Origin of the sequence: Candidatus Njordibacter sp. Uisw_002 (assembly GCF_047730155.1) — a bacterium.
In the GTDB taxonomy this organism is placed as follows: domain Bacteria; phylum Pseudomonadota; class Gammaproteobacteria; order Pseudomonadales; family Balneatricaceae; genus Njordibacter.
In genome coordinates this window covers 1,843,516-1,857,208 of record NZ_CP159832.1, presented here as the reverse complement: position 1 = coordinate 1,857,208, position 13,693 = coordinate 1,843,516, and the positions used below count along the sequence as shown (strand labels likewise).

Here is a 13,693-nt window from a genome sequence, read left to right as displayed (position 1 = left end):
CCCTTGTTTGATTAATGCGAGACATATTGTAACACAGATAGCCTGAAGCTATTGCCACAGAGCAATAACAACTATTGCTAACAAACCGATCCCCAACCATTGTCGTACTATTTGGGCATCATGCTTTAACATAAAATGATGAAATCTAAGCCCCAAAAGATGTCCTAAAGCGGTAGGTAATAAAAGCATGAGAGACCACTGCCATTGCAAATCTACTCCAGCAATAGCAAAAGCGCAGATCTTGATCGTCACCAGAATAAACCAAAGCACAAACAAGGTATCACGATACGACTCTAGTGGTATTTTTCGCACTGCTACAGCAACGATTAGAGGCGCCCCAATAAGTGATACACCACTAAAATAGCCTCCAATTATAAACAACAGGCGGTCTGCCCAAGGAGACTGGCTGCGTATTTCCCACTTTATAATCCATGTGAAGGCATAACCTGCGGTGATGGCATATATGATCCACACCATCCATTGATTGGGTAGGCTTAATAGGCCTATTAAGCCAGCTAACTTGGGGATAATCATCCAGCTTAGTGATTCTTTTAGAAAGGCGCCATCAACGTTTTTGAAGCCTTTACCCATGGTTAGGCTAGAGAAAATTAATAAATGCAAAGCAATAATGGGCAAAAAGAATAGCGGCTGATTTGCCACCATTAACAGCAATGGTAGCGCAAGGGCTGCGCCACCAAAACCAAGGCCTGCACGGACAAAACCAGACCAAACAAAAATGCAGCTGATCGCGACAAGCTGTGCAGTGCTAAAGTCCATAAGTTTTATAATACATATGTATTCCCTTTTATGAAATTTAGCGTTTTTGCCCGTCTATACGCACCCATTCGTCTTTAGACACTACGCTATGCATGTCAAACCATGGTGTATAAGCAGCTATCACAGCATCGGCTTGATGATCCAGAATGCCAGACAAAGCGATTAAACCTTTGGGTTTGGTAAGTGCTGCAAGGCGCGCTGCCATATCTATTAATGGGCCTGCTAATATATTGGCTAGCATTACATCAACTGCCTTGTTAGGGGCGTTTTCAGGTAAAAATACCGGAATGGTATCGGCGCTAATACCGTTACGCTTGGCGTTATCAATTGTTGAGGTTAACGCTTGGGTATCGTTGTCTACGCCTACAACATGCTCAGCGCCCATCAGAATGGCGCCAATGGCTAGGATGCCTGAGCCACAGCCGTAATCTATGACAGTTTTGCCTTCCCAGTTTTGCTGTGCAATCCACTGTAAGCATAGAGCAGTAGTAGGGTGGCTGCCTGTGCCAAAAGCTAAGCCTGGATCTAACATAAGGTTTGCAGCACTTGGGTCTGGCGCTGGTTTCCAGCTAGGGCAAACCCACAGGCGTTCACCAAACTGAATAGGTTCAAAGCGATCCATCCACTGCCTTTCCCAATCTTTATCTTCTAAAATTTCTAGCTTGTAGGTGGGGAAGTGAGTTCTAGGAAAAGCCTCTTGCCAGCCGTTTCTAAGGTGATCTAATAGAGCGTCACTATCGGTATCTGCTTCAAACAAACCCATAACTTGGGTGTCTTGCCATAAAGGGGTGGTGCCTTTGATAGGCTCAAAGACAGGTTGGTCTGCACCATCTAGCATGCTCACCGCCCCTGCGCCGCATAGTAATAGCATGTCCTCTAAAAATTCAGAATTTTCAGGTGTAGAAGATAAGGTAATTTGAACCCAAGGCATAAAGATCTCTGGAAGCGGTTAGGCTTAATATATGGGGTTAAAAAAAAGGGCCAGTACCCAGTATCTGCATCAAATAATGCAGGTGCTGGGTTTAAGCCCTTTTGCCTTAACTTAATAGAGGTTATAGACGCTTCTATTAAGTTAAGGCGAGTATGTCAAAACGAAGGTTTAGAGGCCTAGTTTCTTTTCTAAGTAGTGGATATTAACCCCACCTTCAGCAAAAAGTGCATCACGTACAATTTCTTGTTGTAAAGCGATGTTAGTCTTGATGCCATCAATGATCATTTCATCCAAAGCCACTTCCATACGTTTTAATGCTTGTTTGCGTGTAGGCGCATGGGTGATGATTTTCGCAATCATAGAATCATAAAAGGGTGGCACTGTGTAACCACTATAAAGATGGGAGTCCACCCTTACACCTAAGCCACCTGGAGCGTGAAACTGTGTCACTTTTCCTGGGCATGGCATGAAGGTTTTAGCATCTTCTGCGTTGATGCGACACTCAAAGGCATGGCCATTGATGACGATGTCTTCTTGCTTCACAGATAGTGGTAAACCACTAGCAACAAGCAGCTGTTCTTTGATGATGTCTATGCCAGTAATCATTTCTGATACAGGGTGCTCTACCTGAACGCGAGTGTTCATTTCAATGAAATAGAAACCACCGTCCTCATATAAAAATTCGAATGTACCCGCGCCTCTGTAACCAATTTCAAGACAAGCATCGGTGCAGCTTTTAAGTACTTGCGCACGAGCAGCTTGATCCATGTGAGGTGCTGGAGCTTCTTCTACTACTTTTTGATGACGGCGCTGCATGGAGCAGTCACGGTCGTAAAGGTGGATAACACCACCTTGGCCGTCAGCCAAAATCTGTACTTCTACATGGCGCGGATTTTGTAAAAACTTTTCCATGTAAACCGTATCATTACCAAAAGCACCTTTGGCTTCGCCTTTGGTGACTGCAATAGAGGTAATTAGAGATTCTTCATTCTCTACCACACGCATTCCGCGACCACCGCCACCTGCAGAGGCTTTAATGATAACAGGGTAGCCAATGCCTCTTGCGATGCGTTTGGTGCGTTCTTCATCATCATCTAAAGGGCCGTCAGAGCCTGGTACTGTTGGTACGCCTGCTTTTTGCATGGCTTTAATCGCTGCTACCTTATCGCCCATAATGCGAATAGTTGCAGCAGTAGGTCCGATAAAGGTAAAGCCACTAGTTTCTACCATTTCTGCGAAGTCTGCATTTTCTGCCAAGAAACCATAGCCAGGATGGATGCCTGTGGCGTGTGTCACTTCTGCCGCTGATAAAATGCGTGGGATGTTTAAATAGCTTTCGGTTGACGAGTTGGGGCCAATGCACACCGCCTCATCAGCCAAACGCACGTGCATTAGGTCTTTGTCTACTTTGGAGTGCACGGCTACGGTTTTAATGCCTAATTCTTTACAGGCACGTAAAATACGTAGGGCGATTTCTCCACGGTTAGCAATAACAACTTTTTCTAACATAGGAAACTCCGGTATTAGGCAATAGTGACCAGAGGTTGATCAAATTCAACGGCTTCACCATCTTCGACCAATATCGCGGTAATAGTACCGGATTTGTCGGCTTCAATTTGGTTCATCATTTTCATCGCTTCGATGATACAAATAACGTCACCTTCTTTAACTTTTTGGCCTACCTCAGAAAACGCTGGTGCGCCAGGAGACGGGCAGCGATAAAAGGTTCCAACCATAGGTGAGGCTACTGCATGGCCATTCACAGCAGGTGCGCTTGCAGCAGCAGGTTCAGCTGCTACAGCAGGTGGTGCAGCAGCAATCGCGGCTACTGGAGCGGCTTGCATTACTGGTGCAGCAGCAGCCATCATTGCTGAAGAGGCGCGACTAATGCGCACAGACTCTTCACCTTCTTTAATTTCAATTTCGTTAATGTCAGACTCTTCTAGTAACTCGATGAGCTTTTTTACTTTACGAATATCCACATGATCTCCTGTGTATCTTTTTAAAATGAAAATTAACTGCTCAAACGTCCAATGGCGGCGTCCATAGCAAAATGATAACCGTCAGCACCTAGGCCACAAATAACGCCTTGAGCAATATCGGATAAATAAGAATGATGGCGAAATTTTTCGCGTTGATGCACATTGCTTAGATGCACTTCAATAAAGGGAATATTTACTGCAAGCAATGCGTCGCGCAGGGCCACGCTTGTGTGTGTGTATGCTGCTGGGTTAATAACGATGTACTGGACGCCATCTTCTTGGGCTTGATGAACTGCCTCTATGAGCTCGTGCTCGGCGTTACTTTGTTTACAATGTAAAATAACATCAGCTTGCTGGCATTGTAGTTGGCACTGTGATTCTATCTGCGCCAAGGTGAGCGTGCCGTAGATTCCAGGCTCTCGTTTACCAAGTAGGTTGAGGTTTGGACCATTAAGTAGCAGGATATGTGCCATTAAATACTTTCCATTGCGCCAGCAAGTTAATGAAGATAATGGAAGATGATAGCAGGTTGGCAGGATTTTGCCGAAGTTTTTATACTTTATTTAACCCTAGAGGAGTCTGCGCTCCTGTGCCACTGTTATGTTACTCTTGTAGGGGTAAACTATATTGGATGCTTTTTATGACTTTGACAGCTTTACGTCTATTCCTGCGCCTTAACACTGTTGTTTTTAGTAGTGTGTTTTTCATGCTCACAGGGTGTGCTACGCAACTCCCTATAAAAGCGCAGGGGCAACAAGTCACTAATGATCAAAGTGTTGGGCTTGCCCAATCATCACCTGTGTTAAAGGCTTTGGCGCCGATAGAGCCGAGCGCAAACCTAGTTCCTATCGTTAAGGACATTACTGAGCAGAAGTCTGGTGTGGTTAAAAATGACACTGCTAAGACTCAGGTGTCTGAGGTTGAGGTTGAGATTGAGGTTGATAATACTCAGTCTTCTGACGGTGTTGCTTTCTTACTAGGCGAAGCTGGGTGGGCTTTTTCGAATGATAAGTTAACGACGCCCAAAGGAGAAAGTGCATATTATTTTCTAACTCAGGTGCTAGACAAAAATCCAGACAACGCACAGGCACTTGACGCTTTAGAAAAAATTGTCCAACGATATTATGAGTTGTTACGTAATAGCTTAAAAAAGGGCAAGCTGGAACAGGCTCGTGTATTTTGGTCTAGAGCTAAAAAAGTGAAACCTCAACATCAAAAACTTAATGAAATGAAGGCTTTGATAGACGATTATGCAGTTACTAAAAAACTTACAGCAGCGCCTGAGCTAGTCACAAAAAAGCTACTGAAGCCAGTATCTGGTCCGGTGACTAAAACACCAACCATGAGAACTCAAAGGCTGCCACTGCCGGCTAAATTGATTGGCCAGCAAGATGAACATTTGGCCAAGTGGTTGATCACTGTGGCACAACAGGCTCAAAAATTACAGGCCACTATATTAATTGTTGCCCCTAAAGATAATCAAGCACGGTGGGTCTATAAAGTAATGAATGGTGCTGATCCAGAGCAGCGCATCCGAGCTAATATAAAGCATAGCAAGCCAGTGCGGCTAGAAGTTACTTACCTAGCGCGCAAAGATGAGCTTGAAATTTACTCTAACTAACAGCATATAAACATAGATTGTAGTTGTTAATATATAAAGGTATTCATAAGGAAGTAAAAAATGCTGAGCATTAAGCAGGGATTTCGTAACATTAAAGAAGATTATGTGGATGGCAGCCACTGGATACTTAAGTCAGTGGCTGCCTTTGTGCTGGTGTATGTGTTGATAGCCATGGTGCTGGGTTTTTATTGGAATAGTGAGCCTGACGTTTTGCCGCCCAGTAACAACCAGGCCGTGACGGGCGCAGCGACCACAACAGCCTTGTTAAATGTAGCGACTACTTTACTGGACAAGCCAGGTGGATACCTCTCTAACGATGTCTCCTTGCCTGGCGTGTGGATGGATAATATTCCTAATTGGGAATATGGTGTTTTAATTCAAGTGCGTGATTTATCTCGAGCATTGCGTAAAGATTTTAGTCGATCGCAATCGCAGTCTACTGAAGATGTTGACTTAGCTGTGGCAGAGCCGCAATTCAATTTTGATAGCCAAAGCTGGATGTTGCCATCAAGCGAGGGAGAGTATCGTACTGGTATAAATGCACTTGGACGTTATCTTGAGCGGTTGTCTGATCAGCAGCAAAGCCAAGCTCAATTTTATGCCCGCGCAGATAATTTAACTAGATGGTTAGGTGACGTAGAAACACGATTGGGTAGTTTGTCTCAGCGACTTAGTGCCAGTGTAGGCCAGAAGCGCTTAAACACAGATTTGGCAGGAGATGCTTCAGCCACACAATCCACCACCACGTCGTCAGAGCTAGAAATTAAAACGCCTTGGTCTCAAATTGATGATGTATTTTATGAGGCCCGCGGAGCAAGTTGGGCATTAATACAACTATTGCACGCGATTGAAGTGGACTTTAGTTCAGTGCTAGAAAAGAAAAATGCACTAGTGAGTTTGCGTCAAATTATTCGTGAGTTAGAAGCCACCCAAGAAACCTTATGGAGTCCGATGATAATGAATGGTTCTGGATTTGGTTTGATGGCCAATCATTCATTGGTGATGGCATCTTATATATCCCGCGCTAATGCAGGCATCATAGATCTAAGAGAGTTGTTAACTCAAGGGTAGGGTAGCACACGATCTCATTGCCTGCGCAAAGAGATCGTGCATTGTTGCTGCTTTAGCCTTTGTAGGCTGCGGCTGCAACTTGGATTTTAGCTTTTGCAGACTCTACGCCTTCCCAGCTCTCAACCTTAACCCATTTGCCTTTTTCTAGGTTTTTGTAGTTTTCAAAAAACTCTTTGATTTGATTGCGTAGCATTTCTGGTAAATCGGTGATGTCTTGCACATCATTATAGGCTTGAGTTAGCTTTTCATGAGGTACTGCTAACAGCTTGGCGTCTTCACCTGCTTCATCAGTCATGTTTAAAACGCCTACTGGACGGCAGCGGATCACACTTCCAGGTACTACAGGGTAAGGGGTAACAACTAATACATCTAGCGCGTCGCCATCATCGGCTAAGGTGTTGTTAATATAGCCATAGTTGGCTGGATAAAACATTGGCGAAGCCATGAAGCGGTCAACAAATAAAGCGTCAGCGTCTTTGTCAATTTCGTACTTAACAGGGCTGCTGTTAGCTGGAATTTCAATGACAACGTAAATGTCGTGGGGTAAGTCTTTACCGGCTGGGATGTTTTGATAGCTCATGATCTAGTTTGATCCTAATAATAGTTAATAATACTGTGATGATTAATGCGCTGAGTTAGCTAATTTTTTGACTAATATAGTTAGTCGCACAGCTAGGCTTTATGGTAGCGATTAATGCGTTCAACTTCCTCTTTAGAACCTAAAATCACAGGCACTCGCTGGTGAATATGGTGAGGTTCTACGTCCATAATAGGTTGTAAGGTGTTACTTGCAGCGCCACCTGCTTGTTCAATCAGAAAGCTCATAGGGTTACCCTCATACATTAAACGCAGTTTGCCAGCTTTACTTGGATCGCGACTGTCGTAGGGGTACATGAATATCCCGCCGCGGGTCAAAATGCGGTGTACTTCAGCCACCATTGAAGCGATCCAGCGCATGTTGAAGCGTTTCCCCAAAGGGCCTTCTTCACCCAGTAGTAAGTCGTTAACATACGCTTGCATTGGAGCTTGCCAAAAGCGCTGATTAGAGATGTTAATAGCAAACTCTGCAGTGGTTGTAGGCACTTGCACTTGATCTTGTGTTTGGTAAAACACGCCATCTGCACCTAAGTTATACATTGCCACACCTTTGCCTGTGGTGATAGCAAGAATGACAGAGGGTCCATATAACACATAGCCTGCGGCAATTTGTTTATTACCTGCCTGTAAAAAAGTGTCCGCAGTAACTTCCGTGCAGTCTTTAGGTAGTGCAAGTATAGAAAAAATAGTGCCTACGGTGACGTTTACATCAATGTTTGAGCTGCCATCTAAAGGGTCGAAAGTGACAAGATATTGTCCTTCTTCGTTGCCTGCAATAACGTCTTCCTCTTCTTCAGATGCAATGCCTGCCACACTTCTATTAGCTAGCAGCACTTGCTTGAGTAAGTCGTTGGAAATGACGTCCAAATTTTTCTGTACTTCACCTTGAATATTTTCTTGCTCAGCAGAGCCATAAAGGCCACTTAAAGCGCCTCCACGTAAACGCTCGGCAATATTTTTACAGGTGATAGTGATTGAGTCGACTACTGATACAAGTTGGGGGTCAACTTGGGCTTGCTCAAGGGCTTGATCGAGGCTCAGCATTAGATTTTTATATGTCCATTATAGCGCGTAAAAGTTGGGCGTCATTGTACGACACTTACTCTAAAAAGTCTTGCGGCTTAAGTCTAATTGTGAGCTCTTTTATGTTGTTTTGATGCGCTGTGTATCATCTTCAAGCGCCATAATGATGAGAGCGAGGTATTGCTGTTGGTGCGGGTATTAGCTAATGGCCTGTTAGCTGGTACAATGATGTTTAAATTCACTGCGCAATTAATTTTATGAATACTACGTTTGCTCATCTCTCATCCCATGGTGAGGCGCCTTTTAAGGTGACTTTGGCGATCACTGGCGCTTCAGGTGCCCAATATGGTTTGCGGTTGTTGCAATGCCTGTTGGTTGCTAAATGTGAAGTATCGTTGATGGTGTCTGCAGCTGCACAAGTAGTGCTAGCCACAGAAACAGACCTAAAGGTGCCGTCAGCAACGGCAGCGATGCAGGCTTTTTTTACTGATTTATATGGTGCTAGTGAAGGCCAGCTTCGCGTATTTGCAAAGCAGCAGTGGATGGCCCCGGTTGCATCAGGCTCTGGTGGTGGCGACGCTATGGTGGTGTGTCCGTGTAGCACAGGGAGTTTGTCAGCAATAGCATGCGGGGCAAGTAATAACCTTATTGAGCGTGCGGCTGATGTGCATTTAAAGGAGCGTAGAAAGTTGATTCTGGTGCCAAGAGAAGCTCCGTATTCGGAAATTCATCTAGAGCATATGCTTAAATTAACACGCATGGGGGCGGTAGTTATTCCTGCAAGCCCTGGGTTTTATAATAGACCCCAAAGTGTGGCAGATATGATTGATTTTGTGGTGGCTAGAATACTCTCCCAGCTTGGGTTGGCCCAGACTTTAGTGCCAGCTTGGGGTGAATAGATAAATTCGATTAATTAATTTCGCTTTTGCTCTATTTGGCTTAGATTCAGGCTATAATGTGCGCGCTAGTATTTTCACTAAAATTTAAGAGTTCATTGCCATGTCTGTCGTCAATTATATGCAAAAACTAGGAGTTCAAGCAAAAGCTGCAAGTTCAGTTTTGGCTATAGCGCCGACTATGGCCAAAAACAAGGCTCTTTTGGCCATGGCCAGCGCTTTAAACGCATCCAGGTCAAACCTAATTGCAGCTAACGAGAAAGATTTAGCCGCAGGCAAAGCGCGCGGTTTAGATGACGCCATGCTTGATCGCCTTAAAGTAACCAACGAAGGCATTGACGCCATGATGGTAGGGCTGCAGCAGGTTGCAGCGCTAGCAGATCCTGTTGGAGAAATTTCAGAAATGAGCTTTCGCCCCTCCGGTATACAGCTTGGTAAAATGCGTGTCCCTTTAGGTGTTGTTGGTATTATTTATGAGTCTCGGCCCAACGTTACTGTAGATGCAGCCAGTTTATGTATTAAGTCGGGTAATGCTGCCATTTTAAGAGGTGGCTCAGAAGCCGCTCATTCAAATCAAGCTATTGCTCAATGTGTAAAGCAAGGCCTACTAGAAGCTGGATTGCCTTCAGCATCAGTGCAGGTGGTAGAAACCACAGACCGTGCTGCTGTAGGTGAGCTGATCACCATGGCAGAGTATGTTGATGTCATTGTGCCTCGTGGCGGCAAAAGCTTAATTAAGCGGGTGAGTGCCGAAGCGCGCATACCTGTGATTAAACACCTGGATGGTAATTGCCATGTGTATATTGATGATGAAGCTAACGCCAGCAAGGCTATTAACATAGCCATTAATGCTAAAACTCGACGTTATGGTGTATGTAACGCGATGGAGTCTTTGTTAATCGCTGAGTCTCGTGTGGCTGAAATATTGCCCCAACTTGCGCAAAGTCTACAAGAGTTTAATATTGAGCTGCGCTTATGTCCGCAAGCGATGGCCCAAATTGGCAGTTACCACAGCACTATTGTTGCAGCCACAGAAGATGACTGGTATACAGAGTACCTTGCGCCTGTATTGTCTATTAAAGTAGTGGCTAATATGGATGCCGCTATTAAGCACATTAACGTTTATGGCTCCCATCATACCGATGTGATTGTGAGCGAAAACTACACCAAAGCACGTGAGTTTATAGCGCGGGTAGATTCAAGTTCGGTTATGATCAATGCATCCTCGGCTTTTGCAGACGGTTTTGAATATGGCCTGGGTGCAGAAATAGGTATTTCTACTGACAAGATACATGCGCGTGGGCCTGTTGGGCTGCAAGGTTTAACGTCTCAAAAATATGTAGTTTTTGGTGATGGACATATCCGCACCTAATGTAAGCCCAGCAGCCAGAGTGCTGTGGGGTGGTACCTTTGACCCTATCCATGAAGGCCATGTGTCTTTGGCTATTGAGCTAAGTAACTATTTAGGTGTTCAACCCCTATATCTTTTACCTAATAGCCAGCCTGCCCATAGGCATGCGCCTGTTGCAACGTCGAAGCAAAGGGCAAAAATGTTGACTTTGGCGATTCAAAGTCATGAGCAGTTAGCTATAGATATGCGCGAAATTGAGCGCCAAGGACCAAGCTATAGTGTGTTAACTATGGCTGAAGTAAGGCAAGAAATAGGCCCTATGATGCCGTTGATATGGTGCTTGGGTGTGGATGCTTTTGCGCAATTAACACAATGGCACCGCTGGCAAGAATTACTAACATACGGGCACCTGTTGGTGCTTACAAGGCCACAAGTAAGTTGGCCTAAAGATCCTGAGTTGCTTACTTGGTATACAGCTCACAAAGTGGATGAAGCTAAACAGTTATTAGCATCACCATCTGGTCAGGTGGCCCACCTGAAATTAGGGCAACATGACGTATCTGCAACACAGATACGTCAGCAGCTGTGCTTAGGTTATCAACCAAGTGCAACAGAATTAGCGCCTGCAGTGGCACACTACATTGCAAGCCAAAGCCTTTACGGCATTAATTAGATTTTTGGAACACAAATTATGGCTATGCCAATTGAAGACTTATTAAAATTGATCACCAGTGCCTTAGAAGATATGAAAGGCAAAGACATTGTACTTCTAGACGTACGTGGTTTATCAAATGTTACTGATTACATGGTAATCGCAACGGGAACCTCTAATCGCCATGTAAAGTCCTTAGCAGACGAAGTTTCTTTCCAAGCTAAACAAAATGGCGTTGCTCCTTTGGGTATTGAAGGTGAAATGAGTGGCGATTGGGTGTTGTCAGATCTAGGTGATGTTGTGGTTCATGTGATGCAAGCTGAAGCTCGTGATTTTTATGACCTAGAGCGTTTGTGGAACCCAGCACTTAAAGAAAATTTATCTAGTGATGTAGAGCCTCGCCTATAAATGAAGATTAAGTTGCTAGCAGTAGGCACCAAAATGCCTGCTTGGGTGACGCAAGGTTATGATGAGTATGCTCGCCGTATGCCCAGCGATATGCAATTGCAGTTACAAGAGCTAGGCTTAGGATTTCGGGGTAAAGGTGCGGATTTAAAACGTGCCATTGCTAAAGAAGGAGAACAGATGTTGTCATCTATCCCAGCACAAGATTATGTTATTGCGCTAGATGTGCTTGGTCAGCCTTGGAGTACACAAGAGCTAGCTAAGCAGTGTGGTGATTGGCGTATGGGTGGAAAAAATGTCACTCTACTTATCGGTGGGCCAGACGGATTAGCCGATTCTTGTTTGGCAAGGGCTGACCAACGTTGGTCTTTATCACCTCTTACACTACCTCATCCATTGGTGCGTGTGTTACTTGCTGAGCAAATCTACCGCGCCTGGAGTTTGCTTAATAATCACCCCTATCATAAGTAGCTGAGCAGATTATGCCCTGGTTAAAGATGGATTCTCAGCGCCAAGAAGTCAGCCAATTTAAAGCCCGCCTTTGGTGGGCTTTGCTGCTTATAGTGTTGGTTTTTGTTGGTTTAATTTCCCGCTTGATTTATTTGCAAGTCATTCAGCATGAACATTATGTGACGCAGTCAGATAATAATCGTCAGCAGTTACAGGCCCTTGCGCCAACTCGGGGCTTAATTTACGACACCAACGGTGTTTTGTTAGCAGGCAATCGTGCCAGCCATAGTTTAACCTTAGTGCCAGAGCGATTAATCAAGGGGCACAAAGGCATCGATTCTATGCTCACTGAGCTAGCTGAAGTGGTTACCATTGATCAAGATGACATTAAACGTTTTAAACGTCGGTTAAATCAGCCCCGCAGGCCTTTTAGTCCAGTAACATTACGTTTTCAATTGAACCCTACAGAAATTGCTCAAATTACTGTTAATCAACACCGTCTTCCAGGAGTTAGAATCGTACCAGAGTTGGTGCGTTACTACCCCATGGATGATGGTTTTGTGCATGCTTTGGGTTATGTGGGGCGCATTAATGATCGAGAATTAGCCAAGCTGGATAGTGTTAATTACAGTGCCACCCATCATGTTGGAAAATTGGGTGTTGAACGCTTTTACGAAAATGAATTGCATGGCACTGTGGGGCACCAAACAGTAGAAACTAATGCTAGAGGCAGAGTTTTACAGGTATTAGAGCGCTTTGAACCAGTGCCTGGTAAAGATATTACTCTATTTTTAAATGCTCAATTACAACAAGCTGCTGTGAAATTGTTAGAGGGAAAGCGTGGTGCAATTGTAGCAATAGACCCCAGCACTGGTGGGGTGTTAGCTATGGCTAGTGCGCCAACTTATGGCGCTAATCAATTCGTAACTGGCATTAGCAATGCCAATTACCAAGCGCTACGCAATTCTGACGACCTGCCTTTATTCAATCGAGCATTAAGGGGTCGATATCCTCCAGCGTCTACGGTTAAACCTGTGATTGCTCTTGCAGGCATGGATACTGGCTTAGTCCCTCGTAACTATTCCCTTTGGGACCCAGGCTACTATCAGCTTACAGAAGGTGGGCGCTTTTATCGTGACTGGAAAGAAGGGGGTCACGGACGTGTCGATATGCATAAATCTATCGTTGAGTCTGTAGACACCTATTATTATGCAATTGCCCATTTGATGGGCAATGATCCAATGACAAAATATCTTGCCAAATTTGGGTTTGGGCAAGTGACCATTGCAGATCAGCCAGAAGCTACTAAGGCTGTGTTACCCACCAAGCAATGGAAACGCATTAATCGGAATGCGTCTTGGTTTCCAGGAGATTCTTTAAACCTTGGTATTGGACAAGGGTTTTTATCAGCCACACCCACTCAGATAGCAAGTATGACTATGGTGTTGGCTAATAAAGGCCAATGGCACCAAGTGCGTATGATTAAGGCTATTAATGGCCAAGCGGTTACTAAGGTGAGTGACATAGGTCGTAATGATCCAAAGCAACCAATTGATATTAAGCTCAAACGAAATAGCGATTGGGACGGTGTACATAACGCCATGATAGACGTGATGCATGGGGCAAAAGGCACTGGGCGTCGCAGTGGCGCCAATAGTAGTTATAAAATGGCTGGAAAAACAGGCACCGCTCAAGTGTTGGGGATAAAGCAAGACAGCACCTATGATGCAGATAAAATTGCTGAACGTTTTCGTGACCATGGCTTGTACATAGGCTGGGCTCCTGTTAATAATCCAAAAATTGCCATTGCAGTGATTATTGAAAATGGCGGAGGCGGAAGCTCTGCAGCAGCACCTTTGGCCCGTAAGCTTTTCGACTTATACGTTTTAGAGCCCAAACCTGAGGTGAAATCAGAAGACAATGTGGGAGGCTCATAA

The 13,693-nt window shown here is 44.6% G+C and carries 15 protein-coding genes; 8 read left to right on the top strand and 7 right to left on the bottom strand.

What is annotated here, in order from left to right:
• Positions 1-48 precede the first annotated feature (48 nt).
• The 5 genes from ABXT42_RS08820 to aroQ form a co-directional block, all read right to left on the bottom strand.
• Positions 49-777, bottom strand: a complete 729-nt coding sequence (locus ABXT42_RS08820) for a TSUP family transporter (RefSeq protein ID WP_443627781.1) — start codon at positions 775-777, stop codon at positions 49-51.
• Between the two features lie 37 nt (positions 778-814).
• Complete coding sequence (gene prmA, locus ABXT42_RS08815; RefSeq protein ID WP_443627780.1) at positions 815-1,708, bottom strand: 50S ribosomal protein L11 methyltransferase; 894 nt, start codon at positions 1,706-1,708, stop codon at positions 815-817.
• A gap of 168 nt (positions 1,709-1,876) precedes the next feature.
• Positions 1,877-3,217 carry an acetyl-CoA carboxylase biotin carboxylase subunit gene (accC, locus tag ABXT42_RS08810; protein ID WP_443627779.1) on the bottom strand — a complete coding sequence of 447 codons (1,341 nt, stop codon included), beginning with the start codon at positions 3,215-3,217 and terminating at the stop codon, positions 1,877-1,879.
• A 14-nt stretch (positions 3,218-3,231) separates the two neighbouring features.
• Complete coding sequence (gene accB / locus ABXT42_RS08805) at positions 3,232-3,690, bottom strand: acetyl-CoA carboxylase biotin carboxyl carrier protein (protein ID WP_443627778.1); 459 nt, start codon at positions 3,688-3,690, stop codon at positions 3,232-3,234.
• A 32-nt stretch (positions 3,691-3,722) separates the two neighbouring features.
• Positions 3,723-4,163 (bottom strand): type II 3-dehydroquinate dehydratase, encoded by a 441-nt coding sequence (aroQ, locus tag ABXT42_RS08800; RefSeq protein WP_443627777.1) that lies wholly within the window; start codon positions 4,161-4,163, stop codon positions 3,723-3,725.
• Positions 4,164-4,330: 167 nt separating this feature from the next.
• On the opposite strand from aroQ, the gene ABXT42_RS08795 reads away from it, so the two are divergent.
• A complete protein-coding gene (locus ABXT42_RS08795) occupies positions 4,331-5,311 on the top strand; it encodes a hypothetical protein (protein WP_443627776.1) in 981 nt (326 codons plus the stop codon).
• A 60-nt stretch (positions 5,312-5,371) separates the two neighbouring features.
• The gene (locus ABXT42_RS08790) at positions 5,372-6,382 is read left to right on the top strand and encodes a DUF2333 family protein (RefSeq protein WP_443627775.1); all 1,011 of its coding nucleotides are present in this window, start codon (positions 5,372-5,374) and stop codon (positions 6,380-6,382) included.
• A 52-nt stretch (positions 6,383-6,434) separates the two neighbouring features.
• Here ABXT42_RS08790 and ppa read toward each other — a convergent pair whose 3' ends face one another.
• Positions 6,435-6,962 (bottom strand): inorganic diphosphatase, encoded by a 528-nt coding sequence (gene ppa, locus ABXT42_RS08785; protein WP_046484594.1) that lies wholly within the window; start codon positions 6,960-6,962, stop codon positions 6,435-6,437.
• Positions 6,963-7,054: 92 nt separating this feature from the next.
• Positions 7,055-8,023: a class 1 fructose-bisphosphatase gene (locus tag ABXT42_RS08780; protein WP_443627774.1), complete on the bottom strand. Its 969-nt coding sequence runs from the start codon at positions 8,021-8,023 to the stop codon at positions 7,055-7,057.
• Positions 8,024-8,259: 236 nt separating this feature from the next.
• On the opposite strand from ABXT42_RS08780, the gene ABXT42_RS08775 reads away from it, so the two are divergent.
• The 6 genes from ABXT42_RS08775 (at position 8,260) to mrdA (ending at position 13,693) form a co-directional block, all read left to right on the top strand.
• Positions 8,260-8,901, top strand: coding sequence for a flavin prenyltransferase UbiX (locus tag ABXT42_RS08775; RefSeq protein ID WP_443627773.1), 642 nt, complete (start codon positions 8,260-8,262; stop codon positions 8,899-8,901).
• A gap of 100 nt (positions 8,902-9,001) precedes the next feature.
• Positions 9,002-10,270 carry a glutamate-5-semialdehyde dehydrogenase gene (locus ABXT42_RS08770; RefSeq protein WP_443627772.1) on the top strand — a complete coding sequence of 423 codons (1,269 nt, stop codon included), beginning with the start codon at positions 9,002-9,004 and terminating at the stop codon, positions 10,268-10,270.
• The gene (nadD, locus tag ABXT42_RS08765) at positions 10,251-10,922 is read left to right on the top strand and encodes a nicotinate-nucleotide adenylyltransferase (RefSeq protein WP_443627771.1); all 672 of its coding nucleotides are present in this window, start codon (positions 10,251-10,253) and stop codon (positions 10,920-10,922) included. Before ABXT42_RS08770 ends, nadD begins: the two co-directional genes overlap by 20 nt.
• Before the next feature lie 18 nt (positions 10,923-10,940).
• Complete coding sequence (rsfS, locus tag ABXT42_RS08760) at positions 10,941-11,309, top strand: ribosome silencing factor (RefSeq protein WP_443627770.1); 369 nt, start codon at positions 10,941-10,943, stop codon at positions 11,307-11,309.
• Entirely contained in the window at positions 11,310-11,777 is a 468-nt protein-coding gene (gene rlmH, locus ABXT42_RS08755; protein ID WP_443627769.1) for a 23S rRNA (pseudouridine(1915)-N(3))-methyltransferase RlmH, read from the top strand. It abuts the gene before it with no gap.
• An 11-nt stretch (positions 11,778-11,788) separates the two neighbouring features.
• Positions 11,789-13,693 carry a penicillin-binding protein 2 gene (gene mrdA, locus ABXT42_RS08750; RefSeq protein ID WP_443627768.1) on the top strand — a complete coding sequence of 635 codons (1,905 nt, stop codon included), beginning with the start codon at positions 11,789-11,791 and terminating at the stop codon, positions 13,691-13,693.